Source organism: Rhodococcus yunnanensis NBRC 103083 (assembly GCF_001895005.1).
In the GTDB taxonomy this organism is placed as follows: domain Bacteria; phylum Actinomycetota; class Actinomycetes; order Mycobacteriales; family Mycobacteriaceae; genus Rhodococcoides; species Rhodococcoides yunnanense.
Window position 1 is genome coordinate 150,409 of sequence record NZ_BCXH01000007.1, and the last position, 26,232, is coordinate 176,640.

Consider the following 26,232-nt stretch of genomic DNA (forward strand, 5'->3'; position numbering starts at 1 on the left):
CCTCGCTCATACAACGGCCCCGTCAGCTGAACATCCGACATACAACCGCGACAACAATGCGGAGGAAGAAGATCACCTCGACCTACGTGGTCATTCCGCAGGCTCCACTCCTGGCAACCCCTTCCACTGCACCGTTGTCGCTTCTTTTGCTCACTCGCCGCGGGCACGGCGGCGGTCAGCGTCGGAGAACCCCGGAGCCGGCGGGGAACCAAGAACCTGAGCACGCTTGCGATCCTGGTAGTTCGCCACAGAGGCGAAGGCCGCGGTGACGCCGACCGTCGTCGAGACGTAGGTCATCGATTTGTCCCGCGCGAAGCCGAGGTTGGTACCGACCTCGACTGCATCGATATTGGACCCGAGAAACACGAAATCCCACTGATAGTCCCGCTCCTGCTGCGCAATCAGCTCGCGCACAGCGGTATTGGTCCACTCCTTGCTCGAGTTCTCATGACCGTCCGTCATGACCAGAACGGTGACCGATCCTGGACGCTCGTCCTCGGGCAGGGCAGCGAGCTCGGAACCGACGTCGGTGATGAGCCGGCCGATGGCGTCGTACAGCGCAGTCGAGCCGCGGGGCTGCAGAACGAGCGGCGGCACCGTTCGGATCGGCTGCGAGCTGTAGACCAGCTCGTACCGCTCGTCGAACTGCGCCAGGGTCACGACAGACTCCCCGTCCTGCTCGCGCTCCTTGGCGATGAACGAATCGAACCCGCCGCGGGTGTCGTCGGCAATGGAATGCATCGACCCCGAGCGGTCGAGCAGAGCAGCAACGAGAGACAGCTGTGGATTGGTCAAAAGAACCTCCTGAAGAAATGCGTCGAATAGGCGCGGTGAAGATGATGGCCGAACCATACCGAGAGGTACCGACAAGAAACGGAGGTCGTAACGTTCGGCCGGGCCGAAACGAACCTCCGGGTATGCCCAATACGACCCTCCTGGCCCTGCGGGGACTGCTTGCGACCGTCTCCGCAGCGTGCCTTCTGGCAGTGAGCGCGACTCCGGCTCAGGCGGCCCCTGCGCCGGTGGATGCCCTCGTCGCAGTGGAAGCCGCATTGCGGCCCGCAGCAATGCCCATCGGTGCGAAGACTGCCGAGTCGGCGGCCATCGCGATCGGCAAGATCGTCGAAGGAGCGCCGCGGTACAACTACTTCCCTCGTTCCATTCTTCTGACCGAAGGCGTGACGCAGCCGTTCCTGTACGACACCGCCGCAGCCGACTGCTTGCCGAGCGGATTCGGATCCGACGACTATTCCGTCGGCATCGCCCAGGCCATCGCCGGCCCCGCCGTCGACCAGAGCCTGCCGGTGCCGGTGATCCCACCGGGCACGGTCAATGTGTTCTTCAGTGCCATGAACACCGCGATGTCCTCGCCGAACCAAGCGGACAACCTGGAGGTGGCGTGGCTGAACCTGAACACCCTGCAGTCCGGGCGAGCACCGATGTTCCAGGAGCGGCCGGCCGACTACATCGTGACACTGTCCAACACCATCGCAACCGGCCACGGCACAATCGTTTTCGTCGTGTTCGGTAGCGTTCTCGACGATACGAGCAGAGCATTACCACCATGCGAATACGCTCCGGTGGTCGGCGTCGTGCAGGCCTGAATCAGGCGCGGTCGAGTAGATAGGCCGTCACCTCGTCCCAAGTTTCGTAGGGCTGCTCGCCGTATCGAAGCCACTCACCCTCGAACTCGCTGGCGCCGTTCTTGTCTCGGTCGTCGACCAGAAAATCCCCGCGGTTCAGGTTCTTGTGATGCGAGAGAATGAGACGCTTGTAGGCGACCGACCCATCCTCCAGCCCCAGATGCTTCTGAACCCACAACACCTTGTCGTGCCACGCACTCGGATTCTTCCACGGCGCCGTGGACAGAATGTAGGTGTCGAAAACCGCTGCGAGCGTGCGGTATGCGTCGAGTGCACCCTCGATGGGATCCATCCTGGAGAAGATGTGCGGCACCTCGTCGAGGTCGCCCTGATATGTGACGAGGTCTGCTGGATCGGCCCGGTCGATACCGGACTGGAAGTTCACCAGCGTGTTGTCGAGATCGATGTACAGGATTCTCTTGGCCATGTCAGGCACCTTTCGTCGACGCGCCGATCGGGGCTCGTCGGGAGGGAGGGTGGCGGGAACTACACCGCCGGGAACGGCAGAACTTGACTTCGTTCTGCAGTTCGATCATGACACACGGCTCCGACAACTTCTGTAGGTGGGCGCACGGATCACACCGCGAGGTCGACGCACGCGGTGCACTCGAACTCCACGATTCTCTCGTCAGCTGGAGCAGCCCGACCATTGTCGGCGCCGGTGATGCCGCAGTGATCAGCCGATCCCCCGTCCGGATGAGCTGCCAAGCCGCAATCCCGGTCGGCGTCCACGCAGCTGAAACAGTCCTGCACCTGTCAGCAGGTTCGTCGCCGAAACCACTGCGCCGCAAATTCGTCGGCCAATGCATCAGTCTCGGACGCAGAGCAACTGTGCACCTTTACGATGTGGTTCGGCCATCGTGGGCCGTTCAGCTACAGCTGGTCCTAGAACATATTTCCAGTTACCGACCGAGATCTAGACCGAGAACGGTTTCGAGACATTCTCCTCTGTCGAAGCTCCGGGATCCCAGTGCGAGATCCAGGGTCCGGTGCCCTCGCTCTGGTCGAGGACGCCGTCCTCCATCCAGGTGTATCGACCGTCGAGCAAGTCGGCAGCAACACGGCCGTCGGTGTCGTCCGTGTTCTCCCACAGAGCGCCGAACAGTCTTTCCACGCGCAGTGTTGCCTGCTCACAGAATGCGTCGGCCAACTGGTAGGACGCGCCGCCGTGCACGGCGTCCTCGGTTCGCTGGCTTTCCGCGCGAACGATGGTTGCCGACATGGCGAACAGCTCGGCTCCGATGTCCACGATCCGGCCGAGGAAACCCTGCCGATACTCCAGCTTGGCCTGCCAACGCGCCATCCCGTACAGCATCGAGCGGGCAAGTTTGCGAGAACTGCGCTCGATGAAGCGCAGATGTGTTGCCAGCGCACCGAACTCACTGTAGGACGTCGGCAGCTGTCCCTTGCCCGCGACGAGTTGCGGCATCCACCTGGCGTAGAAGTTCCCTGCCTTGACCGCTGATTTCGCCTTTGCACTCAGGTCCGCCTTCGGGTTCACCAGATCGCCCGCCGCAACGAGGTGCGCATCGGACGCCTCACGCGCGACCAGTAGCCGCATGATCTCGCTCGAACCTTCGAAAATGCGGTTGATCCGTATGTCCCGCAGCAACTGCTCGGCGGGGACTGCGCGCTCGCCGCGCGCTTTGAGCGAGTCGGCAGTCTCGTACCCACGTCCGCCGCGGATCTGAACCAACTCGTCGACGACGAGCCACGACATCTCACTGGCCCACAGCTTCGCCAGCGCCGCCTCGATCCGGATGTCGTTACGACCTTCGTCGGACATCTGACCGGACAGGTCGAGGACAGCCTCGAGCGCATAGTTGGTGGCCGCGATGAACGACAGTTTGCTGGCGACCGCCGCATGCTCGCCCACCGGACGACCCCACTGCACACGCTCCGCGGACCATTCCCGTGCGATCTTCTGGCTCAATTTGCCTGCGGCAGAACACATGGCAGGTATCGCGAGCCGTCCGGCGTTCAACGTGGTCAGGGCGATCTTGAGACCATCACCTTCACGCCCGATCAAGTTCTCCTTCGGCACGCGAACCTTGTGCATTCGAGTGAGTCCGTTTTCGATACCCCGCAATCCCATGAACCTGTTGCGCCGCTCGACGGTGATCCCGGGCGAATCGGCCTCGACGACGAACGCAGAAATCCCACCGCGATGTCCCTCGCTCCTGGGCACTCGTGCCATCACCACCAACAATTCCGCAACGACGCCGTTGGTCGTCCACAACTTCACACCGTCGAGTTCGTAGGCTGCGCCGTCGGCCGTCGGGACCGCAGAACTCGCCATTCGAGCGGGATCGGATCCGACGTCCGGTTCGGTGAGCAGGAATGCCGAAATCGCACCTTTCGCGCATCGCGGCAAGAATTTCGCCTTCTGCGCCGGCGTACCGGCCAGCTTGAGCGGCTCGGGCACACCGATCGATTGGTGGGCGGACATGAGTGCTCCGAGGGATGCGTGCACCGAACTGATCAGCATCATCGCCTTGTTGTACGCAACTTGAGAGAGTCCGCGTCCGCCGTACTCCTCGGGGATCTTCAGACCGAAGCACCCCAGCTCTGCGAACCCCTTGACGTAATCATCGGGAATGCGTTCCTCCCGCTCGATCACCGAGCCATCGACCGTGGCGCAGTACGCGGCCAACTCCTCCAGAAAGCGATCGGCTTTCTCGGAGCTCTCGGCTGTCGGTTTCGGATAGGGATGTACCAGATCGAGCTGGAACCTCCCGAGAAACAACTCCTTGCAGAACGACGGCTTGTCCCACCCCTCCGCTCTCGACTCCTCTACGAGTGCTCGCGACTGTTCCTCCGTTACATCCAACTTCTGAGTGGACATCATCTTCGGCTCCTCCCGGACGATTGACGATGCACTCGAGTGTTCTCCTGCGCAGCGGGCTACGGACCGAAACGAGCATCGAGTGTTACCGATCGGTACAAACCGTCGGAGGCGACGACGGGTGCAGATCGGAACGTGATCAACACCCTCCGTTGCATCACGCTTCGGTGTCGGTACCTCATGTCAGGATTGCGGCATGTCACGACTCGACGAGGGATTCGCCCCACCGGCGGCATGTGTGCAGTGGTGCCAGCTTCGTTCCTATGACCTGCACGTCCTCGACGACGGTGTCGAAGTGGATCTCGGCTGGTGGAACGACCACCTCGATCGCGCCGGACACGACATTCGACTGCGTGGGCGCAATCTCGACGGCCAGGTCGTCTCCGACGGCTTGGCAACGATCCAGCGCAACGACCTCCGTATCGGCACCGAGCTGGCCGACGCCGAACATGCCTCCCTGGGCCTGCTCTTTCTCTGCGCAGCCTGGCAGGGCAGCCACCGATACCGAAAAGCGGTCCGGCGTTTCCCCGACATCAACAACCCGCACCTGATGCGCCCCAACGAGAGCCCGGTCGCCAAGACCCTCGCCGTGCTCGACAGCTGTGTCCGTGACCGCAGACTCCCGGACCTGCAGAACGGGTCCTGGTCCGGCTGGCCCGACGCCCCCGGCGTCGGCGTGTCGTTGATGGCGTCGTTCCTGTGGGCGACGAAGGGATCCGTGCGAGGGGGCCGGGGCCAGCTGATCGACCAGTTCGGTGTGTCCACCCTCATCCACGAGGGCTGGCTGGAGGATCCTGCGGTCACCGGCTTCACCCGTCGCCGATACGACCGGTACGTCGAACTGCTCACCGGTTGGGCAACCGATATCGGCACCAGCCCCGAGCTCGTCGAAATGTGGCTCGTGCAGCGCTGGAGCGCCAGGGTCCGCGAAGCACGAGAGGGCCTGCACGCCGAACCGACCCTGTTCTGAACAGTGCACACATGCCGAACGGCCGGCCAGCTCACCTCGAGTGATTCGGCGTCCATTCTCGTCGGCTCCGCACTGCATCGTCGTCGACCCCGAGATCGTCGGCCGGCGCACGTTCCTAAGTCCGTGACTCAACGGGCAGCTGGTTCAAAATCAGCCTGCGTCAAACTATCTGCGTTCGCCGATCCCCTGCCTACAGTTACCTCGCACATCAAGACTTAGGACGAGGGCAGCAGCGGCCCGCGACATGTGGAACGGGATGTCAAGTGCGGATGCTCGGCGCTCGGTCTGCTCGCACCCTGCCGTGGATCGCGCTGTCGATCTTCATCGTCGCAGCGTTCGTAGTGCCGCTGATCATGTTGATAGCGATGGCTTTTCGCACGGACCTGCCTGGACTTCCAGGGCAGTGGTCCACCGCCGGGTTCACCGCGGCGATATCGAACTCCGAGTTGTTGACACCGCTACGTGCATCCTTGATCTTCGCCGTATCCAGTTCGGTGATCGGGACGGCCATCGCATTGTTCTTCGTCTTCGTGGTCACCCGGACATCGGTTCGCTTCCGCAGAGCTGTGACACCGATGATGACGTTGATCTTCGCGACACCGGTGCTGTTCTTCGCCCTCAGCTGGGGAATGCTGGGTGCGGATCGGGTGGGACTGATCAACAAGACGTTCGGGTGGATCACGGGCGAGGTCGGAACCTCGATATTTTCGATCAATTCATGGCCCGGACTGATTTTCGTGATGGCCATCAAACTGAGCTCGCTCGCGTATTTCCTGCTGCTCGGGCCGTCGCTCAAGTTGGATCGCTCACTCGAAGAGGCCGCGGAGTTGTCCGGGTCAGGCCGGGTAGGCGCCTATTTCAGGATCTACTTCGCACTGCTGAGCCCCTCCATCACGGGGTCGTTGGTCATCGGTTTCATCGCGGGCATGCAGGCGTTCGACACTCCCCAGATCATCGGAACGCAGGCGGGCATCCATGTGCTGTCCACCGAGATCTACCGTCTGGTGTCCACGTACCCGGCGGACTACGCCGGCGCAGCCACTGTGTCCTTGGCCTTCATCGCCTTGCTCGGCGTCCTGGTCGCGGTGCAGTTCCGCCTCCTGCGAAGTCGAAAATTCACCACCGTCGGGGGCAAGTCCCGACCCGGTATGCCATGGAACTTTCCACGAGGCAACTACTTCTTCGATGCCGCCGTCGTGCTCTTCGGGCTGGTGTCGTTCATCCTGCCGACGTTGCAGCTGGTACTCAGCTCGTTCAACAAGGTATTCGGCCGCTACGACAGCCTGTCGCTGCGCAACTACCAGAAGCTGTTCGACGCCCCCGGAGCGTCGAGCGCGGTGTTGAACACGCTGCTGTTCATGACGATCGGCGGATTCGTCACCGTGTTCCTCGGGACGGTGGTGACCTATGCGCTCCGTGCGCGTCCCACGAAATGGAAGAGAGCTCTGGAGCTGCCGACGTGGATTCCCTGGGCAACTCCAGGCCTGGTCGGCGCCCTCGCGATCCTGGGCACGGTATTGGTAATTCCCGCTCTGCACCCGTTGTACGGCTCGACATGGCTGATGTTCGCCGCCTTGGTCATCGCGTCGATACCAGTTGCCATCCGATTCACCGAGAACTCGATTCTTCAGCTCGACCGCCAACTGATCGAGGCGGCGAAGATCGGCGGGGCGAGCACTTCGGTGAGCTTCGTGACGATTGTTCTCCCGTTGATCGGACCGAGCTTCATCTCCGGTTGGTTCGTCACCGGTTTGGCCATCGCAGGCAATCTGGAGATCCCGTTGCTGTTGGGTTCGACCAACGTCACGACCCTCTCGGGCCTGGCGTACAAGTACTACAGCGACAGCGCCAGTCCTGTTGCTGCCGCAGCCTTCTGTGTCTTGTTGGTCTCGATCGTGGTTCTGTTCGCGGCCACGTGGGCAGTCCGTGCGTTGATCGCTGCGGGCCTGCGAGCGCGTCGCCCGAAAGCTGCCGAACCCGCCGTGTTGTCGAAAGGCCTCTGACATGTCGAGCATCACCATCGAGGGACTGACCAAGCGGTATGGCCGCAACACCGTCGTCGACGAGTTGTATCTATCGATCGGCGAGGGCGAGTTCGTGACGTTGCTCGGCCCGAGCGGATGCGGCAAGACCACGACACTGCGTGCCATCGCAGGTCTCGAGATGCCCGATTCCGGCCGAATCGACATCGGTGCAACAACAGTCACCGCCACCGAGTCGGGCACGATGGTTCCGCCGCATCGCCGGAATCTCGGCATGGTCTTTCAGAGTTATGCGATCTGGCCACACCTGTCGGTGTTCGACAACGTTGCCTACCCGCTCCGGCGTAAGCGGCTGGCATCGGCGGTGGTGCTCGCACGAGTCACGGAGGTTCTGCACCTGGTCGGCCTCGCGCACACGGCCAGACGGTCGGCCACGGAGCTCTCGGGCGGTCAACAGCAGCGCGTTGCCCTGGCCCGTGCCATCGTCGCAGAACCGAATGTCCTCCTGTTCGACGAACCCCTCTCCAATCTGGATGCGCAGCTCCGCATTTCACTCCGAGAGGAGATTCATCGGGTACGGTCCAGCCAGAACACCACGTCGGTGTACGTGACGCACGATCAGTCCGAGGCATTCGCATTGTCCGATCGCGTCGCCATCATGCTGAACGGCAGAATTGTGCAACTCGATCGACCGGACCGAGTGGTCTCGCATCCCGCGAGTCTCGACGTCGCACGATTCTTGGGTTTCGAGAACATCGCCCGAGCCACTGTAGTCGATAGCGTCTCGGACACAGTGGTACTCGACGTCCCCCACCTCGGCATTCGCCTGCAGGCGGACCGCGGCAACGCGGCCCACCGTGCCGGCGACTCGGTGACGGCGGTGTTTCGAGCAGCCTCGGTGACGATCGCCGGCAACGACGACCTGGACCGATCGAACACACTGAGCGGCAGAGTCGTTCGCAGTACGTTCCTCGGAGAAGACATTCAGTACCGCATCCGCGTCGGAGATTCGGACGTGCTCGCCCGAGTCGGCTTCGACGGAACCCCTCCACTGGCACCCACGACGGACGTATCGCTGCACATCTCCCCCGCAGCACTTCTCACCTTCACGGACATCGGCACCATATCGGACGACGAGGTGGCCTCGAGCACACCGATCGTCGAATCAGAACATCCGCTACAGAAGAAAGCACTCATTCGATGACAACCCGATCGATCACACGGCGCCGCATCCTCGCCGCCGCACTCACCGTTGCCGCACTTGCACTCTCCGCGTGCGGGAGTGATTCGGCCGACGCCGAGACGGATAACTCGACGCCTGCCGCGGCTGCGGACACCGCCGAACTTCTCGGCGGGGCCGACAACGCAGCGCATCTCGACGACCTGTACTCCCAGGCCGTGGCGGCAGGCCAGAAGACCATCACCGTGTACGGCGTCACCGCTACGTCATCGGCGTCGCTGTACGAGGCGTTCAGCAAACGCTACCCCGACATTGCGGTCAACCACGTCTCGATCTTCGGCGCCGAGTTGCAATCCCGCATCGCGGGCGAACAAGCCACCAAGCAGTACGTCGCGGATCAGGTGAGCGTCAGCGGCAGTGACGCGGTGTTCGTAGCCGACAAGGGATTCGTCGCCGACCAGCAGATCCCGCTGGCCTCGCAATTGGACGAGCAGTTCAAACCCGCAGGCGACAGGTTGTTCGGTGGCAACGAGTACCTGTACACGGTCGGCTACAACAGTGAACTGGTCGACGAGCCGGATGCGCCCAAATCATTCGATGACCTGCTCGATCCCCAGTGGGCCGGAAAGATCGGAATCTCCGATCCAACGCTGGGAAACACCGGTTTCGTCTCCGCCGCAATCAAAGCCGGGAAGATCGACGAGAAGTGGCTCGAGAAGTTCAAGGAGACATCTCCCGTCGTCTTCCCCTCCGAACGCGACCTTTTCACAGCGGTGTCCACCGGTCAGATCGAACTCGGCCTCGGCAACTACATCCGAGGGGACGCCTTCCTCGCGAAGGATGATCTACCGGTCAAGTTCGTCGCCGACTTCGAGGATGGAGTCAGCACCGGGGTGTTCTACCGCGGAACCCTCACGAACGCACCGAATGCCCTCGCGTCGAACCTACTGGTCGACTGGTGGCTGACACCCGAGGCACAGAAGCTGATCGCAGATCAAGGCCAACCCGGTCTCATGCCGGGAGCTCCGGCCGTTCCCGGGCAACCCGCACTCGCCGACATCACCATCAATCCTCCGCCGACGTTCGACGAGTACGGTGACTACACGTCCTGGGCGAACGCACTGTTCAAGAGCACGTTCTCATGACACGGTTTCATCTCGGATGGTTCAACGGCGCCGGCTTCGGTCTTCAGGGCTGGGGATCACCGGAGTACGTGCATCGGCCCGACCCCTGGCGGCCCGACTTGTTCCAGACCTCCATTCGCGAACTCGAACGAGGTGGTTTCGACTTCCTGGTCCTCGAAGATTCTTCGATGGTTCCCGACGCCTATGGCGGAAGCCCGGACTACTACCTCGAACGTGGCGTCATGGCACCCAAGTTGGACCCTGTTCCGCTGGTTCCCTATCTTGCGAGCGTCACCGAGCACATCGGGATCGTGCCGACCCTGACCACCGGCTTCTACCACCCGTGGTTGCTGGCGCGTCTGATGACGACGCTCGATCATCTGACGCAGGGCCGCATCGGGTGGAACATCGTGACCGCGACGACAAAGCTGGCGTGGGCGAACTACGGTCTGGAGCAACCCGAGCACGACCGGCGTTACGACCTCGCCGACGAGTTCGTCGAGGTCGCGACACAGCTGTGGCGCTCGTTCCCGGCGAGCGCGCAAGTCCTCGATGTGGAACGCGGTGTTGCGTTCAGCGCCGAGAACGTCAAGCCGATTCATTTCGAAGGCGAGTTCTTCAGCTCCCGCGGACCGCTGAATGCACCGGCAGGTCCGCAAGGTTCCCCGGTGCTCTTCCAGGCAGGTGGGTCGCCACGCGGCCGTGCATTCGCAGGCAAGAACGCCGAGGCGGTGATCGCGAGCTGCACCTCCGTCGAGGACATGAAGAGCTACTACGTCGACGTGAAGAAGCATGCGGTGAACAACGGACGGGATCCGAGTTCGGTCAAGGTCTTGTTCGCAACCGGTGTGATCCTCGGCGACACCCACCAGGATGCAGTGGACAAGGCCGAGGCCATTCGCGCTGCGGGGCAATCTAATACCGCGTCCAAGCTAGCCGGGTTGTCCAACATCACCGGTATCGACTTCTCCACGGTCGATCTGGACGAACCGCTCACCGAACTGCGGACGAACGGATCGCAGAGCTCGCTCGCGGAGTTCCTCAGCACGGCTGCGCCGGGTGCCACCCTTCGAGAAGTGCTGGCGACCAAGACCTCTCCGGGCGTCATGGGCTACCCGTTCATCGGCACCGTCGACGAAGTAGCAAGTCGAATGAAGGACGTCATGGACGAAGTCGGCGGCGACGGTTACCTGTTCGGCGGCTTTCTCCGGCCGGGTTACATCGCCAGGCTCGTCGACGAACTGGTACCTGCGCTCCGCAAGCTGGACGTGATCAGAACCGAGTACGGGAACTCGACATTTCGGGAGAATCTGCTCGAGTTCTGATGGTCGGCGCGGACCGCACCTCGAGACGCGCACGAGGGTGCGATCCGGCCGCCAGAACCTTCTGTGCCAGATGCCAATTCGAGCTGCCGAGACCGAGTGCATGACGGAGATACGCCCAGGTGACCTGCTGCAGGAGACCGACCGTGGCCGGGTTGTCGTCGGTGGTCTCCTTCGCGTCGTAGCCAGGGATGCCGCCGAGAGAGTGCTCGGCATCGACCAGGGTGAGCAGGCTCTTGTCCCCCGGGCTCAGCTCGTATGGATCGGCCATCCACTCCGGGCCACGCACACTCAACGGTGAATCGTCGCGGTCACCGACCACGACCAGGGCTGGAGTTGCCATGTGCTCGAAGTGCGCATCGAGGAACGGAAGCTGTTCGGCAGCAGCGGGAGTCAAGTCGGATCCGCCCTTTCCTGCTGTCGCCAACAGAATTCCTGCGGCCACGCGGGGATCCGAGAGATCCTGCTCGACGCCGGTCGACGGATCACGCACCCGCAGCCCCAGCAGGTTCCCTGCGGTCTGACCACCGAACGAGTGGCCCGCGACGGCGATACGGTCACGATCCACGCGTCCGGCAAGACCCGGAACAGCGTCTCCGACGACGTCGAGGCCGTCGAGAATCTGTATCATGTCTGCGACTCTCTGTCGCCAGATGGTGGTCCTACGAGGATCATTCGGGTCCATCTCGACGGTCCTCGAATCGAGGAACGTCGGCTGAACGACGACGAACCCGTGAGCCGCCCAGTAGTCGGTGAGCGGACCGTACCCTTCGAGCGACGAGCCGAAACCGTGCGCGAACACGATGACCGGCAGATCCCGACCCGTCATGGGTGCCGATACCCGGACCTGTAGTCCGCGATCCGGCCCACCAACGCCGACGGGCTTGACCGAGACGACCGCGGTGGCGTCGGGCACGGGGATGATCGGATGCACGGCCTGCCGAGTGGACATGATTCGCTCCTTGCGCGTCAGTGGCTTGCTCTACCTACGTCACGCTACAATCTGACATCAATGTGAGATTCAAGCCCGAGTGACCGGGATCACCGAGGAGGAGTGCGTGCGCATCGGAGAGCTTTCCGCTCGGACAGGCGCGAGCGTCAGATCGCTGCGGTACTACGAGGAACAGGGCCTGCTGGCATCCGACCGCGCGCCGTCCGGCCACCGGAGCTACCCGGACGCTGCCGTCGACCAGGTCGATCTGATCCAAGAGCTCTACGCTGCCGGATTGTCCAGCAAGACCATCGTCGACCTCGTCCCGTGCGTGGTGCACGGCAACGCAACTCCGGAGCTGCTCGGTCGCCTCGCCGACGAGCGCAACCGCATCGACCGGCACATCGCCGACCTCATCGGCACCCGAAATCGGCTCGACTCCGTCATCGACGGCGCGACCCACAACATGACTACCGGCCGGTCCTGCCGAGCCGACTCCGCCAGGTAACAATCCCCTAGGCGTGAAGGCCACGCCGAACCGCTACGGAGTCAGGACAATTCGCCCGAACACCTGTCCGTCGTCCATTCGCTGATGCGCTTCCGCGGCACGGCTCAACGGGAGGACATCCTCGACCACTGGATGAATCTCGCCGCGAACGGCGGCATCGAAGTACTCGGCACGCGTGCGATCGCGATCAGCTGTCGGAACGGTGTCGAGGCTGAAAGTACTCAGCGACAACGATTTTCTGAATGCACCCATCAGAACCATTCCGAAGTCGGCGGGCGGCGGTCCGCCGACAACGCCGACCAGAACGATCCTGCCGTTCGGCGTCAAGCGCTCGACGAACGACGGCAGCGACGCTCCGGCTATGACGTCGATGATCACATCGAATTCCGTCGGCCCGTCTCCGTTCCCACCGCGGTCGAGCACATGAGTTGCGCCGAACCCCCGAAGCCTCGCACCGCGCGCAGGCGATGACGTGGTGACAGTGATCGATCCGGCTCCAGCGGTCGCTGCGAGTTCCACGACGGCGATGCCGATGCTGCCCGCCGCGCCGCGCACCAGCACGGACTCCCCCGCGGAGAATCGGGCGTGCTCGAGTGCAAAGTGCGCCACGGGAGCTGCACTTCCGAGAGTGACGGAATCGATGCTCGACAGGTCGTCGGGAAGTGCGACGACGTCGCCTACCTTCGCGATCGCCTGCTCGACGTACCCGCCGCCGACACCGGTGAATGCCCACACCCGACGACCCACCCACGCCTGCTCGACGCCGTCGCCGACCTGTGTCACCACACCCGCCACCTCGCTGCCGGGCACGAACCCCTCGGTGAACCCGTAGCTGCCCAACGTGCCGCGGCGGACGACGGCGTCGACTCCGCCCACTCCGATGGCCTCGGTGCGGACGAGGACCTCGCCGGGCTGCGGACTCGGCACTGGAATATCCGTCACACGCATTCCCTCGGGACTGCCGAACGTCTGAATCGACACCGATTTCACCGCATACCTCCGAAGACGTCTCGGGCCCGACCGTCTGGTCAGGCCACTGCGGACGACGGTAGTGGACGCCACCGTCCGTTTACGTAAAGTGAGATGCATGCCCGAAGGTTTGACTCAGATCCTGCGCACCGACGCCAAGCAGAATCGCGACCGCATCCTGGAGGTGGCGCGGGAAGTGTTCGCCTCGGACGGTCTCGGCGTCTCCATGCGCGAAGTGGCGCGCCGCGCCGATGTCGGACCAGCGACGCTGTACCGCCGCTTTCCGACGAAGAAAGACCTCGTTCTCGAGGCATTCCTGGACGAGTTCCACACGTGCCGCAGCATCGTCCGCGACGGGTTCCACGATCCCGACGCATGGCGCGGCTTCTGCTCGGTGATCGAACAGCTCAGCGAACTGAACGCACAGAACCAGGGTTTCACCGAAGCCTTCATCGCCGAGTATCCGGAAACGGTCGATCTCGTGGCGCACCGAACCGAGACCCTCCGTGCGTTCACCGACCTCGCGCGGCGGGCACGAGCGCAGGGTGAACTGCGAGCGGACTTCGTCGTCGACGACTTGATTCTCTTCCTGACCGCGAACCGCGGACTCGCGTCCACACCGGCGCACGACCGGATCAAGGCTGCCCGTCGACTGGCGGCCCTGATGATCGACGCGTTTCGGGCTTCCCCTGCCAACCGGGAGCTTCCACCGTCTCCGCAACTCACTCGGTCGGCGGGCTCGTCGTAGAGCCGTGGTTACACACGTCACACCGCGCGGGTTCACTGTGTGAAGTAGGCGCTGGCTTCACAGTTTCCCGATTTCGTATCGTCTCCAGGGTGACTTCTCCGCACCCACATCCTCACACCGAAGGCACTATCGACAGACCCCGCTGTGTGCATCCAGGACGGTTCGCAGCGTGTCGGCCAACTCCTTCAGCGCTACGATGATCTCGCGTTGTCGCTGCGGCGGGATGCACCACTCGTAGCCCTGCACGCACACCGCCGCGACGACGTTGCACTCCGAGAAGACCGGGACGGCAATCCCGCGAATCCGACGTCCCAACGTTCCAGCCGTGACTTCGTATCCAGGCTTTCGCGTGGACCCACCCGGCCCGAACAGTGCTGCCGCAGGCGATGATTCGCGATGTACACGCATTTCGGGTAGTTGATCCTCGCAGAACCTCTCGATGGGTCGCGCGACAATGACCGCTTCGATCGTCTGATTCCGCGGTACAACGCAACTCACAGTGATTCCCAGAACCGACGCGGCTGCATACAGATGCGGCGCAAGCACATCGATCGGCAAAGGTGGCGTATCACTCTTGCTTCCAATGCTTTCCGTCACTGTCCGGTATCGCAACGTGTCCGTGTCACGACCGAGCAGTCCCCCACGAACCAACGCCTGTGCAATGCGATACGTTGTGGTCTCGTTCAATTCGACCGCCTCTGCCAACTGCTTGACCCCGATTCCATCGGGCGAGTCGCTCACCGCATGCCACACCGCCATCGCACGATCGATGGACCGCGTCGGACTTGTCACGTTCTCGCTCATAACCTTTGGAGTACTCGCGCGGCCGGTGCGATGTCAAACCGCGACTGCAAGTTCCGCGCACGATGATTTGAACTATGGCCCGCACTCACATGTCGAACTACTGTCAAGTTTCAAGGGTGGGTGCGTTACGCCTCCGTCGTTCGGCCACCCACCATCGGTATCAACACGTAGGCGCTCATCGCCATCTCGGTTCGAGTTCGAAAGGTACTTCCATGTCATCGGTCATTCACCAGGTGCATTCAACCGACTACCCCACAGTCGCCACTACCTCTGTGGCCGCCCTTCGAGGCCTTCTCGAGGGACCGAGCGAAGTAGCGGTGGTGGATGCCAGCGAGGGCACTGTCTTCGAGGACGGACACATCTCTGTTGCGTCGCCGATTCGCGCAAGCGAGACCGAGGTGTTGCTCCCCCGTGTTCTCCCGCGACTCTCGGCGACCGTTGTCTTCACCTCGTCCGACGACGGTCACGATGCGATCTTCGCTGCGCGCGCTGCGCAGCGACTGGGCTACACGGCCGTGTCTGTGCTCGACGGCGGCACCGCGGCGTGGGCCGATGCGGGATACGAGCTCCTGACCGGTCCGAATGCACTGAGCAAAGCGCTCGGCGAGTTCGTCGAGCGCCGCTACGAAACCCCGCGTATCACTGTCGACCAGCTCAAGAGTCGTATCGATTCCGGCGAGGACATCGTGGTGCTCGATACCCGACCGGAGCCGGAGTACCGCCACATCTCGATCCCGTCGGGCATCGGGGCACCAGGAGCCGAGTTGCTGTATCGCGCATTCGATTCGGTGTCGAGCCCCAACACGACAGTAGTGGTCAACTGCGCGGGTCGAACCCGCGCGATCATCGGCGCACAAGCCCTCATCAACGGCGGATTCCCCAACCCGGTCGTGTCGCTGGAGAACGGCACGTGGGCTTGGGAACTGGCGGGATACGAGCCCGCGCGGGGTGCAACTGCACGAGCGCCCGAACCGACCGATTCGGGCCGAGCACAGGCAGCGGAATCCCGCGAACGCCTCACTGCGCGATTCGGCATCACACATATCGACACCGACACGCTCGCGAAGTTTCGAGCCACCGCTGACGAGCACACCCTCTATCTGTACGACGTTCGCACTGCCGAGGAGTACGCGGCCGGACACCTCGAAGGCAGCCTCTGGGGAGCAGGTGGGCAGCTGGTACAGGCAACCGACGAGTTCGTCGGAAGCCGAAAGGGACGCATAGTTCTCGTCGACGGCCCTGATGCCGTTCGCGCCACCGTGACTGCATCGTGGCTTCTCCAGCAGGGCCTGGCGAATGTGTTCGTGTACGGGGTACCGGAGTCGACCACACTCGTCGCCGAGAGGTCCGATTCGGATGCTCTCGGTGATGTCGCCACGATCGAACCGGCGGAAGCCAAGAACGCTGCCGACGCGGGTGATGTGGTGATCATCGACCTGGAGCCGCATCGTCCGGCTTTCCAGAATCGTCGCTACATTCCCGAATCGCGTGTCGCACGACGGTCGACCCTGTCCGCCACGATCGCGAACGTCCATGCGTCGAAGCGAATCGTCCTGACATCCGGGGACGGCCGAATCGCCGCAATCGCAGCGGCGGAGATCGCCCGCGACTCCGTTGTGCTGGCCGGGGGCACGGCAGCATGGCAAGCCGCCGGCTTCGAGACTCGCGACGACACCGATCAGCAACCGCTGCAGGTCGGTGAAGAACTACCACGTCCTCGCACCCCGGAAGAGCGTGCAACCGACCTCGCCGCGTACGTCGCATGGGGCGACCAGATCGTCGACCAACTCGACCGCGACGGGCTCGTGCGGTTCCAGGCGTTCGACGAGGTCGTCTCCCAGTGACACAGCGACACCCGCGAACAGACGGTCTCGACAAGATACTTGCTGCGATCGCCTCCGACGCGGTACACCACGACCGGGACCTCGTCCGACCGGACACAGCAGTCGCGGCGCTGAAGAACGCTGGGTTCGGCGCACTGCGTGTACCGGCGCGCTTCGGCGGCGCCGGCCTGTCACTGCCCGAAGTCTTCCGCAAGGTCATCGCCCTGGGAGCAGCCGACCCGAGCGTCGCACATATCTATCGCAATCACTTCGCCGTCGTCGAAAAGCTCGTTGCAGCGGACACAGCGGGGGCCAATGTCAGGCGATGGCTCGAACTCGCTGCTGGGGGTGCACTCTTCAGCACCGGCATGACCGACAAGGATGACGGCTCCGGCGCACCGGTCGGCGGTGGCCGCGTCACTACCGACCTCGATACCTCGGTGGTGCCGCACCGAATCACCGGAACCAAGTACTACTCGACGGGCAGCACGTTCGCGGACTGGATACTCGTACGAGCACGTCGAACCGACGATGACAAGACCATCTTCGCCTTCGTCGATGTACTGCGTAACGGCGTCACGGTCACCGATGACTGGGAAGGCTTCGGTCAAAGACAGAGCGGCAGCGGCACAGTCACGTTCGATGACGTCACCGTGCATCCCGACGAGGTCGTTTTCACCGGATCGGGCCACGGCGAAGAATTCAACAACGCCGCGTTGCCCCAGCTCTACCTGACCGCGATTCTTGCTGGAATCACCTCCGCCGTCGCCGACGATGCCGTGACACTGGCCAAGAACCGAACACGAACGTTCTACCATGCACCGACCGAGAATCTGCTTCAGGATCCCCTGCTGCAGAACACGATCGGCGAACTTGTCAGCCAGGCGTACGCGGCATCGGCAATCGTCGTCGACGTCGCTCGCACTATCGATGACATCTACGCTGCCGAATCCGACGTCGAGCGCAGGCAGCGTGCTGTTGCCGCATCGTTGAATGCGTCGAAGGCCAAGGTGGTCATCGACGACATCGCCACACGGGTGTCCACCGCGTTGTTCGACGTCGGTGGCGCCTCGGCCACGTCGCGCACGAAAGACCTGGACCGACACTGGCGCAACGCCCGAACCCTCGCCTCACACAATCCGACCGCATACAAGGCCCGAATCATCGGCGATCATGCATTGAACGGCACCGATCTCCCCACCGGCGGATTCTTTTGACCACCCTCATCTCAGAAAGAGCACCACTCATGACCAGTCGGTACACACCGGCACACCTGGCGAGCCGCATGCTCGTCGGCGGAGCTACGCTACTTCTTCTCGCGGCATGCAGCAGCGGCCCTGCAGACATCTCCGACAGCGGTGGCGGTACGCCGAAATCGGGAGGCACACTTCGTGTCCTCGATTACCTCGAGTCGACATGCCTCTCCCCCGCAGGCAGCAATGCCTACAAGGACAGCGTCATCTCCAACCAACTCTACGACCGCCTCACATACCAGGACCCCGAGACGGCCGAGATCTCCCCGTGGCTCGCCGAATCGTGGGAAAGCAACAGTGCAGCAACCGAATACACGTTCAAGCTCCGACCCGGGGTCACGTTCAGCGACGGCTCGCCCTTGACCGCCCGTGTGGTAGCAGGCAATTACGACCAGCTCGGCAAAGGCCAGCCGGATCTGGGCATCACCAAGAGCACCTGGATCCCCAACTACGACCGAAGCGAAGTCGTCGACGACAGCACCGTCAAGTTCTACTTCACCGCACCGAGCGTCGGATTCCTCCAAGCGACTTCGGCGTTCAATCAAGGAATCATCTCCGAAGCATCACTTACTCTGAAGAACGAAGATCGCTGCCAGGGCTCGCAGGTCGTAGGAAGTGGCCCCTTCGTGTTCGAGTCCGAGGAGAAGGGCAAGAAGACAGTACTCGAGCGCCGCGAGGACTACGACTGGAACCCGGCGGGTCTCGGCCACGAAGGCCCGGCGTATCTCGACTCCATCGAATACTCCATCGTGAAAGAAGGAAGCGTCCGGCTCGGATCACTGCTCGCCGGACAGGCAGACTCGGCCCGCGGAATCCTCCCGACCGACGAAGCACTCGTCACACAGAATCCTGGGTTCTCCATCCAGGCACTCGACGTCGGGCAGCCGAACATCCTGACGATCAATCCCGACACACCGAACCTGGAGGACGTGCGAGTCCGCCAGGCGCTCATCTCCGCCACCGACACCGACGAGATCAAGTCGTCAGTTCTGAGCAGCAGTTACACGATCGCCTCCTCGGTTCTCGGCCCCAACAACCCGGGCTACGAAGACCTGTCGGCCGAGCTTGCCTACGATCCGGACCGCGCAAAGCAGCTGCTCGACGATGCCGGTTGGGTCCCCGGCCCCGACGGCATCCGCACCAAGGACGGGGTTCGACTGACGATTCCCGCAGCAATCTCTCCCCACCACATCACCGCAAAATCGGCCATGGAGGTACTGGCAGAGCAATTCAAGCGGGTCGGCGTCGACCTTCGACTGACCGAAGGCAACCTGGCCACCTGGGCCAAGGTGATCACCGATCCCTCTGTGAACGCGTTCAACCAGACCACGCCGACACGGCTCGACTCGGACCAACTGCGTACCACGTGGGACAGCAGCCAACAGAACGTCGTCAATCACGCTTTCCCGGAACTCGATTCACTCGTTCGCCAACAGAACACCGATGTCGATCCTGCTGCACGCAAGGAAAGCGCCGCGGGCGCACAGAAATTCATCATCGACAACGGGTTGGCAATCCCGCTGTACGACGACGTACTCGTGTACGGCAACGCCGACTACGTCAAGGGTGTGACTCGCGAGGCTCAAGGACGACCGACCTACGTCGACACCTGGCTCGACAAGTAAGGGATGGAACCGATGGCACGGTATACAGCAGCGCGAATCGGACGCGCGGTCGTCGTCCTGTTTCTCACCTACACGGGCTCGTTCCTGCTCCTGAACATCGTGCCGTCGGATCCCATCGCATTACGTCTGGCAGATCCGAACAGCGCGATCTCCCCGGAAGACGCGGAGGCGCTCTACTCGTACTACGGACTCGACAAGCCTCTTCCCGAACAATATTTCGATCGGCTCGTCAATCTGTTCCACGGCGATCTGGGATTCTCGATCACCAGCGGCGACCAGGTGACCGATCGCATTCTCTCGGTTCTGCCGTCGACATTGCAGTTGACCGCACTCGGTCTGCTTCTGGCGATCGTGCTGGCACTCGCGATAGTGGGCGCAGCAAACCTCACCCGCCGCCGCTGGTTCGCCGAATCTCTGGACAATCTCCCGAACCTCTTCGTCGCCGTTCCGATGTTCTGGCTGGGATTGCTGATCATTCAGTTCTTCTCGTTCAAGCTGAATCTTTTCTCCGCTGTGGATGCACAGCCGGTGTCCTCGCTGATATTCGCATCGCTCGCGCTGGCAGTACCGATCTCGGCACCGATAGCGCAAGTACTGAACTCGAATGTGCGTTCGATGAGCAGGGAGGCCTTCGTAGCAGTCCTGGCGGCAAAAGGACTCTCGCGCTATGCCATCTTCTACCGCCACCTCCTGCGCAACGCAGCACTGCCCGCGGTGACCATTGCCGGCATCACGCTGGGTGAGCTCATTGCCGGAGCGGTGGTCACCGAGACCATATTCGCGCGAAACGGGCTCGGCCAGTTGACCGAGAACGCAGTCACTACCCAGGACCTACCCGTCGTTCAAGGCATCGTCCTGTTCGCCGCGCTCGTATTCGTGGTGGTCAATCTGGTCGTCGACCTCGTATACCCGAAACTCGACCCTCGCCTGCGACAGCGCCGACTCACGGCGTCCACACGAAAGGTATCGGCATGACCGCATCGGCAACCGTCGGCAATGCGTCACCGCCGCCCGATGGCACTCGTGTCAGGGCCGCCCGGCGTCCGCTCGGACTGCGCGGAGCAATCGGCCCGGCAGTCTCCGCCGTTGTCCTACTCATCGGTGTGCTGTGGGCGGTGGCGCCGGGGGTATTCACCGACCGGGACCCGATAGCTAGCGACCCCGCGCAACGGCTCCTGCCGCCGAGCAGCGAACATTGGTTCGGCACGGACCTCCTGGGTCGCGATCAATACAGCCGCGTCGTGTACGGTTCGGTCCACTCCTTGACCGGCGCCGCACTGGCCGTTGCAGTGGGCCTGATCGTGGGAGTGCTCCTGGGGTTGTGGGCGGGATATGCCGGAGCGTGGACCGAATCGATCGTCATGCGCGTCGTCGACACCCTGCTGGCAACGCCGGCGCTGCTGTTGTCGATGGCCATCGTCGTCGCATTCGGCTTCGGCACTACCAATGCAGCCATTGCCGTCGGTGTCACCTCGATCGCGACGTTTACCCGGTTGATGCGCGGAGAGGTTCTGGCGATTCGAGGCCGTGACTACGTCGAGGCCGCCCGCGCAGTGGGGACGCGTCCGCTCGCGGTTGCCGTCAAACATGTCCTTCCCAACTGCCTCGTGCCGGTTCTCGCTTTGGCCGCACTGCAATTCGGTGCCGCGATCCTCGCCATCGCCACACTCGGCTTCCTCGGGTTCGGTACCCCACCGCCGACCCCGGAATGGGGACTGCTCGTCTCCGACGGCCGGGACTACATGGCCTTCGCATGGTGGTTGACAGTCCTTCCCGGCCTCGTCATCGTCGCGATGGTTCTCGCAGCCGGTCGACTCAGCGCCTACGCACGGAGACAATTGTGACAACAACACTGTCCAACGGTTCCACCACCGAAGTTCCGACACTGCGGGTCGAGAACCTCTCGATCGCCTATCGGACCAGGGGCCGCAACACACCCGTCGTCGATTCCGTCAGCTTCGACGTCCACCGCGGACAAACACTCGCGATCGTGGGCGAGTCCGGCTCGGGCAAGAGCACCATCGCGAACGCGATCGTGGGATCCTCCACAGAATCCGCACGCATCACAGGTGGTCGCATAATGTTCGGCGACGACGACATCCTGACTCTGAAAGAACGTGCTCTTCGACGGTTGCGTGGCTCCGAGATCGCTTTCATACCACAGGATCCTGGATCGTCACTCGATCCGATCGTGCGAGTCGGTGCACAGATCGCAGAAGTGTTCACCACTCACCGGCGGCTGTTCCCGGTGGCGGATGTCGACGACGCCGTGACCACAGTGCTGCAGGAGGTCGGTTTCGACAATCCCGATGTCATCCGTAAGCGCTACCCGCACGAGCTCTCGGGCGGGATGCGACAACGTATTCTCATCGCGATGGCAGTGGCTCTGTCGCCGCGTCTGCTCATCGCCGACGAACCCACCTCCGCTCTCGATGTCACCGTCCAGCGCACGATTCTCGACCTGCTGAGCCGGCTCGGTGAGCAACACAACATGGCCGTCGTGCTGATCACACACGACATCGGTGTCGCCGTAGACCGTTCGAACCGCGTCCTCGTGCTGGACAAGGGGGCGGTTGTGGAAGAAGGCGAGTCCGCGACAGTACTTCGGACGCCGACTCATCCGTACACCCAGCGCCTCGTCTCCGACGTTCCCACCCTCGCCGACGCTCGGCTCGGGTCGGCGCGAACGCCACGGGAACGCCTGCTGTCGGTGAGCGCAACCGAACTACGAGTCGAATACGCCTCGGGTGAGGAACATCCCGTGGTGGCTGTCGACGATATCTCCTTCGAGATTGCGACGGGCGAAACCTTGGCCGTGGTAGGCGAATCCGGTTCGGGCAAGACCACGACGGCCAGGACGCTGGCCCGATTCGTCACTGCCACATCGGGAAACATCGACGTCCGAGCTTCCGACGGCACATCACTCAGCACCGCCGACGAACGAGATTTCAGACGCCACGTGCAGTTCGTGTACCAGAATCCGCGATCCTCACTGAGCCCGAGGCGGTCCATCGGATCCATCATCGCCGAACCCCTCGACGCGTTCCACATCGGAAATCGCCGTTCCCGCACAACACGCCGCAACGAACTGCTCGAACTCGTCGGACTGCCGACGTCTCTGCATACCCGCACACCACGAGAGTTGTCCGGCGGACAACAACAACGCGTCGCGATCGCCCGTGCACTCGCACTGTCCCCCAGCATCCTCGTGCTCGACGAGCCGGTTTCGGCGCTCGACGTCACCGTCCAGGCTCAGATTCTCGACCTCCTCGTCGGTCTTCAGGACGAACTTGCCTTGACCTACCTCTTCATCTCCCATGATCTGGCGGTGGTGAAACGCGTCGCCGACACCGTGCTGGTGATGAAGTCCGGACGCGTAGTCGAATACGGAAGAGCAGAAGCCATCTTCGGGAATCCACAACAGGACTACACACTCGAACTTCTGGGTGCCGTCCCAGGAAGCCGGACCCTCCGACCCACAGGAGTCAGCTCGTGACCGCCGCGCACACCGGACCCGATTCTCGGTCGTCGACCGAAATTCCGAAGGGAGTTGCGGACACATCGGGCGAAATCAGCTTGATCGTCAACATGCAGAGCTACGGCTCACACAACGCAGGGTGGCGTACCTCGGCGGTCGATCCACGCGAATTCCTTCGACCCGAGTACTTCGTCGAGATTGCACGCACTGCCGAATCGGGCCTCTTCGACGCCGTGTTCCTGGCCGACCACTCGTCGATCCACGGAGCGATAGCGGAGACGCCGAGTTGGACGCTCGACCCTACTGTCGTCATGTCCGCCATCGCGGCGGCCACCGACCATATCGGGCTGGTTGCAACCATGAGTACGACGCTGGCCGCGCCCTACTTCGTGGCGCGAGCCATTTCTTCGCTCGACCACGCGAGCCGTGGACGTGCGGGATGGAACGTCGTCACCAGCTGGGACGACCGAGCAGCACGAAACTACGGACTCGACGCGCTCCCGGACAAATCCGATCGCTACCGCGCAGCCGACGAGTTCGTCCAGGTCGTCGACAAACTATGGGAGAGCTGGGACGAGGACGCCCTCCCTGCCGACCGTCGTTCCGGTATTTTCGCCGACACCACCAAGATCCGTCCGGTCGACCACACCGGTGAATTCTTCACTGTCGCAGGCCCACTCCAAATTCCATCCTCACCCCAGCGACGCCCCGCGGTGTTCCAAGCGGGTGGTTCCGACGCCGGACGCACACTGGCTGCCAAGTATGCCGACGGAGTCTTCGCCGCACACCAGCTGCTGGACGGCGCCAAGGTCTACAGAGACGACATCCGAGCACAAGCGACTGCATTCGGCAGATCGGCCGATTCGGTCAAGATCCTGCCAGGGGTCGTCGTGGTCACGGCCGAGACATCGCAGCGGGCCTGGGCAAAGCGTGCAGCGCTCGACGAATTGCTGGGCGCCGAGGACGAGCACCTCCGCAGACTCGGCCGAGTCCTCGGGCTTGACCTGTCCGGTTTCGACCTCGACGCTGCTTTCCCGCAAGACTTGATTTCGTCGTTGACGATCAACCTGCCCCAACAAGGGTTCGTCGACGCCACCATCGGTCTGCTCCGAGACCGGAGTCGGACGCTCCGGCAACTGAGCCACGTGATCGGACTCGGCCACCGGAGCCTGATCGGTAGCCCCGAAGAGGTCGCAGACGACCTACAGGCCTGGGTCGACGGCGGCGGCGCCGATGGCTTCGTCCTGATGTTCGACCAGCTTCCCGAAGGACTCGACGACTTCGTCGAGCTCGTCGTCCCCGTACTGCAGAAGCGTGGGCTGCTTCGGTCGTCGTACTCCGATACCACGCTCAAGGACCGACTGCTGCAGCGCGACGTCGTCGTCGTAGAGCCCTGATTCCCCCTTCCACTGGAGATCGCGAACCGGAGCGGACGGATGTGTGCAACTCTCGGTAGCCGATAGTCCAAGATGGGCTGGTGATCCTGTGGATAATTGCAGCCGGAGTCGAGCTTGCCGTCATCGTTGCGCTCGGTGTTCTGCTGGTCGTGTCGAACCGAAAGTTGGCGGGAACCCGCGAGGCGCTCGAACGTGCCAAGCGTGACTCCGAGCGCCCGCGTCGCCGACGGGGAATCGGCCCACTCGCGATCAGGACGGCCTTCAACGCTGCAGATTCGCTGATCAACAAGGGATTCGGTGCGACCGTGCGCAACTCGGTCGAGGATCTGGCGGGTTGGGCCAAGGTCGAGCGCCCCGACCTTGCACGAATGACCGCCGACGGCGATGTCGTGGTGGTCTTCTCGGACATCGAAGGATCGACCGCGCGCAACGAGGAACTGGGCGATCGAGGGTGGTTGAAGCTTCTCGAACGACACAACCGACTCGTCACCAAGCAGGTCGACGACCACGGTGGCCACGTCGTCAAGAATCAGGGCGACGGTTTCATGATCGCATTCTCCGACCCCGCCCAGGCCGTGCGCTGTGGGCTTCGGGTGCAGGAGGCTCTGCGCGAGAACCCGGATCGCTGGAACCGGATCCGGGTGCGCATGGGCATTCACGTGGGAAGTTCGGTGCGACGAGGCGACGATCTCTTCGGGCTCAACGTCGCGATGGCCGCGCGGGTCGCCGGTCACGCCGAAGGCGGGGAAATCCTTGTCAGCGAACCGATTCGGGATGCGATCGTCCCCACCGGCGATTTCGAGCTCGGCGCACCCCGCGAAGTCGCACTCAAGGGTATGAGCGGTAGCCACCAGCTGTATCCGGTCGAGCTACCAGCTCACCCCTCGGCTGCACACACTTCCGCGTGATCGCAGCCGGCGTCAGGCCTTGGCCCGTTCCTCGACCAGTTCGATCAGCTCGGTCGCGGCGGCCGCCGACGAATTCGGATTCTGGCCGGTGATCAGGATTCCGTCCTTGACCACGTAGGAATCCCAATCGACGCCCTTGCTGTAGTCACCGCCCAGTCGAACGAGCTCGTCCTCGACCAGGAACGGCACCACATCGGTCAGGCCGACGCCCTCTTCCTCGGTGTTGGTGAATCCCGTTACCTTCCGGCCTTCCACGAGCGGGCGACCGTCCGAATTGGTGACGTGACGCAAAACGCCGGGCGCGTGGCACACCAGAGCGACCGGGATCTGTTGCCGCAGAGCATGTTCGATGAGCGCCTTCGACGTGCGATCCTCGGCCAGATCCCACAGGGGCCCATGGCCGCCCGGGTAGAAGACTGCATCGAATTCGGTGACGTCGACCGAGCTCAGCACGACGGTGTTCGCGAGCTGCGCGTTGGCGGCCTCGTCTGCTTCGAAACGATGCGTATCCGCCGTCTGGAAGTCGGGTTCGTTGCTCTTGGGATCGAGCGGCGGCCGGCCGCCGAGAGGTGAGGCCAGCACGATGTCCGCGCCCGAGTCCTTGAATCTGAAGTACGGCGCCGCAAGCTCCTCCAGCCAGAAGCCGGTCTTGCGTCCGGTGCTGCCCAATGTGTCATGGGAGGTCAATACCATCAGAACCTTCATCTTTTTTCCTTCTCTCG

23 protein-coding genes are annotated in these 26,232 nt (G+C 62.9%); 16 read left to right on the forward strand and 7 right to left on the reverse strand.

Annotation, left to right across the window (positions count from 1 at the left end):
• Nucleotides 1-150: 150 nt before the first annotated feature.
• Nucleotides 151-795 (reverse strand): vWA domain-containing protein, encoded by a 645-nt coding sequence (locus tag RY1_RS13885; protein WP_245819657.1) that lies wholly within the window; start codon nucleotides 793-795, stop codon nucleotides 151-153.
• 122 nt (nucleotides 796-917) lie between these two features.
• Between RY1_RS13885 and RY1_RS13890 the strand changes: the two genes are divergently transcribed.
• Complete coding sequence (locus tag RY1_RS13890) at nucleotides 918-1,604, forward strand: Rv1157c family protein (RefSeq protein ID WP_072804158.1); 687 nt, start codon at nucleotides 918-920, stop codon at nucleotides 1,602-1,604.
• Nucleotide 1,605: 1 nt separating this feature from the next.
• On the opposite strand, the gene RY1_RS13895 is transcribed toward RY1_RS13890, so the two are convergent.
• On the reverse strand, nucleotides 1,606-2,070 hold the full coding sequence (locus tag RY1_RS13895) for a 5' nucleotidase, NT5C type (RefSeq protein WP_072804159.1): 465 nt from the start codon (nucleotides 2,068-2,070) through the stop codon (nucleotides 1,606-1,608).
• Nucleotides 2,071-2,559: 489 nt separating this feature from the next.
• Entirely contained in the window at nucleotides 2,560-4,488 is a 1,929-nt protein-coding gene (locus tag RY1_RS13900) for an acyl-CoA dehydrogenase family protein (RefSeq protein ID WP_371829475.1), read from the reverse strand.
• Nucleotides 4,489-4,684: 196 nt separating this feature from the next.
• Here RY1_RS13900 and RY1_RS13905 point away from each other — a divergent pair, with 196 nt between their 5' ends.
• The 5 genes from RY1_RS13905 to RY1_RS13925 all read left to right on the forward strand — a co-directional run bounded on the left by RY1_RS13905 (nucleotide 4,685) and on the right by RY1_RS13925 (nucleotide 11,069).
• On the forward strand, nucleotides 4,685-5,458 hold the full coding sequence (locus tag RY1_RS13905) for an 8-oxoguanine DNA glycosylase OGG fold protein (RefSeq protein WP_072804161.1): 774 nt from the start codon (nucleotides 4,685-4,687) through the stop codon (nucleotides 5,456-5,458).
• A gap of 269 nt (nucleotides 5,459-5,727) precedes the next feature.
• Nucleotides 5,728-7,461, forward strand: a complete 1,734-nt coding sequence (locus RY1_RS13910) for an ABC transporter permease (RefSeq protein WP_072804162.1) — start codon at nucleotides 5,728-5,730, stop codon at nucleotides 7,459-7,461.
• A gap of 1 nt (nucleotide 7,462) precedes the next feature.
• On the forward strand, nucleotides 7,463-8,644 hold the full coding sequence (locus RY1_RS13915) for an ABC transporter ATP-binding protein (RefSeq protein WP_072804163.1): 1,182 nt from the start codon (nucleotides 7,463-7,465) through the stop codon (nucleotides 8,642-8,644).
• Nucleotides 8,641-9,765 (forward strand): ABC transporter substrate-binding protein, encoded by a 1,125-nt coding sequence (locus RY1_RS13920; protein ID WP_072804164.1) that lies wholly within the window; start codon nucleotides 8,641-8,643, stop codon nucleotides 9,763-9,765. The genes RY1_RS13915 and RY1_RS13920 overlap by 4 nt, the downstream gene beginning before the upstream one ends.
• On the forward strand, nucleotides 9,762-11,069 hold the full coding sequence (locus RY1_RS13925; RefSeq protein WP_072804165.1) for an NtaA/DmoA family FMN-dependent monooxygenase: 1,308 nt from the start codon (nucleotides 9,762-9,764) through the stop codon (nucleotides 11,067-11,069). The genes RY1_RS13920 and RY1_RS13925 overlap by 4 nt, the downstream gene beginning before the upstream one ends.
• Here RY1_RS13925 and RY1_RS13930 read toward each other — a convergent pair.
• A complete protein-coding gene (locus tag RY1_RS13930; protein WP_084727422.1) occupies nucleotides 11,017-12,018 on the reverse strand; it encodes an alpha/beta hydrolase family protein in 1,002 nt (333 codons plus the stop codon). The two genes, RY1_RS13925 and RY1_RS13930, sit on opposite strands and share 53 nt — an antisense overlap.
• Nucleotides 12,019-12,124: 106 nt before the next feature.
• On the opposite strand from RY1_RS13930, the gene RY1_RS13935 reads away from it, so the two are divergent.
• Complete coding sequence (locus RY1_RS13935) at nucleotides 12,125-12,505, forward strand: MerR family transcriptional regulator (protein WP_072804277.1); 381 nt, start codon at nucleotides 12,125-12,127, stop codon at nucleotides 12,503-12,505.
• Nucleotides 12,506-12,538: 33 nt separating this feature from the next.
• Here RY1_RS13935 and RY1_RS13940 read toward each other — a convergent pair whose 3' ends face one another.
• Nucleotides 12,539-13,453: a zinc-binding dehydrogenase gene (locus RY1_RS13940; protein WP_245819664.1), complete on the reverse strand. Its 915-nt coding sequence runs from the start codon at nucleotides 13,451-13,453 to the stop codon at nucleotides 12,539-12,541.
• A gap of 139 nt (nucleotides 13,454-13,592) precedes the next feature.
• Between RY1_RS13940 and RY1_RS13945 the strand changes: the two genes are divergently transcribed.
• Complete coding sequence (locus RY1_RS13945; RefSeq protein ID WP_072804167.1) at nucleotides 13,593-14,222, forward strand: TetR/AcrR family transcriptional regulator; 630 nt, start codon at nucleotides 13,593-13,595, stop codon at nucleotides 14,220-14,222.
• 126 nt (nucleotides 14,223-14,348) lie between these two features.
• Here RY1_RS13945 and RY1_RS13950 read toward each other — a convergent pair whose 3' ends face one another.
• Nucleotides 14,349-15,026 (reverse strand): helix-turn-helix domain-containing protein, encoded by a 678-nt coding sequence (locus RY1_RS13950; RefSeq protein WP_072804168.1) that lies wholly within the window; start codon nucleotides 15,024-15,026, stop codon nucleotides 14,349-14,351.
• Between the two features lie 212 nt (nucleotides 15,027-15,238).
• Here RY1_RS13950 and RY1_RS13955 point away from each other — a divergent pair, with 212 nt between their 5' ends.
• From RY1_RS13955 to RY1_RS13990, 8 genes are all read left to right on the forward strand, one after another.
• Nucleotides 15,239-16,870, forward strand: a complete 1,632-nt coding sequence (locus RY1_RS13955; protein WP_169914710.1) for a rhodanese-like domain-containing protein — start codon at nucleotides 15,239-15,241, stop codon at nucleotides 16,868-16,870.
• Nucleotides 16,867-18,066 carry an acyl-CoA dehydrogenase family protein gene (locus RY1_RS13960; protein WP_072804169.1) on the forward strand — a complete coding sequence of 400 codons (1,200 nt, stop codon included), beginning with the start codon at nucleotides 16,867-16,869 and terminating at the stop codon, nucleotides 18,064-18,066. Before RY1_RS13955 ends, RY1_RS13960 begins: the two co-directional genes overlap by 4 nt.
• A gap of 29 nt (nucleotides 18,067-18,095) precedes the next feature.
• On the forward strand, nucleotides 18,096-19,727 hold the full coding sequence (locus RY1_RS13965) for a TIGR04028 family ABC transporter substrate-binding protein (RefSeq protein ID WP_084727425.1): 1,632 nt from the start codon (nucleotides 18,096-18,098) through the stop codon (nucleotides 19,725-19,727).
• A gap of 12 nt (nucleotides 19,728-19,739) precedes the next feature.
• Nucleotides 19,740-20,702 (forward strand): ABC transporter permease, encoded by a 963-nt coding sequence (locus tag RY1_RS13970; protein ID WP_072804280.1) that lies wholly within the window; start codon nucleotides 19,740-19,742, stop codon nucleotides 20,700-20,702.
• Complete coding sequence (locus tag RY1_RS13975; RefSeq protein WP_072804170.1) at nucleotides 20,699-21,571, forward strand: ABC transporter permease; 873 nt, start codon at nucleotides 20,699-20,701, stop codon at nucleotides 21,569-21,571. Before RY1_RS13970 ends, RY1_RS13975 begins: the two co-directional genes overlap by 4 nt.
• Nucleotides 21,565-23,223, forward strand: a complete 1,659-nt coding sequence (locus RY1_RS13980) for a dipeptide ABC transporter ATP-binding protein (RefSeq protein ID WP_245819665.1) — start codon at nucleotides 21,565-21,567, stop codon at nucleotides 23,221-23,223. The genes RY1_RS13975 and RY1_RS13980 overlap by 7 nt, the downstream gene beginning before the upstream one ends.
• Nucleotides 23,220-24,602, forward strand: a complete 1,383-nt coding sequence (locus RY1_RS13985) for an LLM class flavin-dependent oxidoreductase (RefSeq protein ID WP_084727427.1) — start codon at nucleotides 23,220-23,222, stop codon at nucleotides 24,600-24,602. The genes RY1_RS13980 and RY1_RS13985 overlap by 4 nt, the downstream gene beginning before the upstream one ends.
• A gap of 80 nt (nucleotides 24,603-24,682) precedes the next feature.
• A complete protein-coding gene (locus RY1_RS13990) occupies nucleotides 24,683-25,510 on the forward strand; it encodes an adenylate/guanylate cyclase domain-containing protein (protein WP_072804172.1) in 828 nt (275 codons plus the stop codon).
• A gap of 12 nt (nucleotides 25,511-25,522) precedes the next feature.
• Here the strand turns inward: RY1_RS13990 and RY1_RS13995 are convergent, their stop codons facing one another.
• Entirely contained in the window at nucleotides 25,523-26,215 is a 693-nt protein-coding gene (locus RY1_RS13995) for a type 1 glutamine amidotransferase domain-containing protein (protein WP_072804173.1), read from the reverse strand.
• Between the last annotated feature and the right edge of the window lie 17 nt (nucleotides 26,216-26,232).

Excerpts from the sequence above, each read along its gene's own strand:
- RY1_RS13910 (WP_072804162.1), top strand. The coding sequence starts at position 5,728 with ATGCTCGGCGCTCGGTCTGCTCGCACCCTGCCGTGGATCGCGCTGTCG.
- RY1_RS13925 (WP_072804165.1), top strand. The coding sequence starts at position 9,762 with ATGACACGGTTTCATCTCGGATGGTTCAACGGCGCCGGCTTCGGTCTT.
- RY1_RS13955 (WP_169914710.1), top strand. The coding sequence starts at position 15,239 with ATGTCATCGGTCATTCACCAGGTGCATTCAACCGACTACCCCACAGTC.
- RY1_RS13930 (WP_084727422.1), bottom strand. The coding sequence starts at position 12,018 with ATGTCCACTCGGCAGGCCGTGCATCCGATCATCCCCGTGCCCGACGCC.
- RY1_RS13965 (WP_084727425.1), top strand. The coding sequence starts at position 18,096 with ATGACCAGTCGGTACACACCGGCACACCTGGCGAGCCGCATGCTCGTC.
- RY1_RS13970 (WP_072804280.1), top strand. The coding sequence starts at position 19,740 with ATGGCACGGTATACAGCAGCGCGAATCGGACGCGCGGTCGTCGTCCTG.
- RY1_RS13940 (WP_245819664.1), bottom strand. The coding sequence starts at position 13,453 with ATGCGTGTGACGGATATTCCAGTGCCGAGTCCGCAGCCCGGCGAGGTC.
- RY1_RS13945 (WP_072804167.1), top strand. The coding sequence starts at position 13,593 with ATGCCCGAAGGTTTGACTCAGATCCTGCGCACCGACGCCAAGCAGAAT.
- RY1_RS13975 (WP_072804170.1), top strand. The coding sequence starts at position 20,699 with ATGACCGCATCGGCAACCGTCGGCAATGCGTCACCGCCGCCCGATGGC.
- RY1_RS13905 (WP_072804161.1), top strand. The coding sequence starts at position 4,685 with ATGTCACGACTCGACGAGGGATTCGCCCCACCGGCGGCATGTGTGCAG.
- RY1_RS13950 (WP_072804168.1), bottom strand. The coding sequence starts at position 15,026 with ATGAGCGAGAACGTGACAAGTCCGACGCGGTCCATCGATCGTGCGATG.
- RY1_RS13900 (WP_371829475.1), bottom strand. The coding sequence starts at position 4,488 with ATGTCCACTCAGAAGTTGGATGTAACGGAGGAACAGTCGCGAGCACTC.
- RY1_RS13890 (WP_072804158.1), top strand. The coding sequence starts at position 918 with ATGCCCAATACGACCCTCCTGGCCCTGCGGGGACTGCTTGCGACCGTC.
- RY1_RS13895 (WP_072804159.1), bottom strand. The coding sequence starts at position 2,070 with ATGGCCAAGAGAATCCTGTACATCGATCTCGACAACACGCTGGTGAAC.
- RY1_RS13920 (WP_072804164.1), top strand. The coding sequence starts at position 8,641 with ATGACAACCCGATCGATCACACGGCGCCGCATCCTCGCCGCCGCACTC.
- RY1_RS13915 (WP_072804163.1), top strand. The coding sequence starts at position 7,463 with ATGTCGAGCATCACCATCGAGGGACTGACCAAGCGGTATGGCCGCAAC.
- RY1_RS13995 (WP_072804173.1), bottom strand. The coding sequence starts at position 26,215 with ATGAAGGTTCTGATGGTATTGACCTCCCATGACACATTGGGCAGCACC.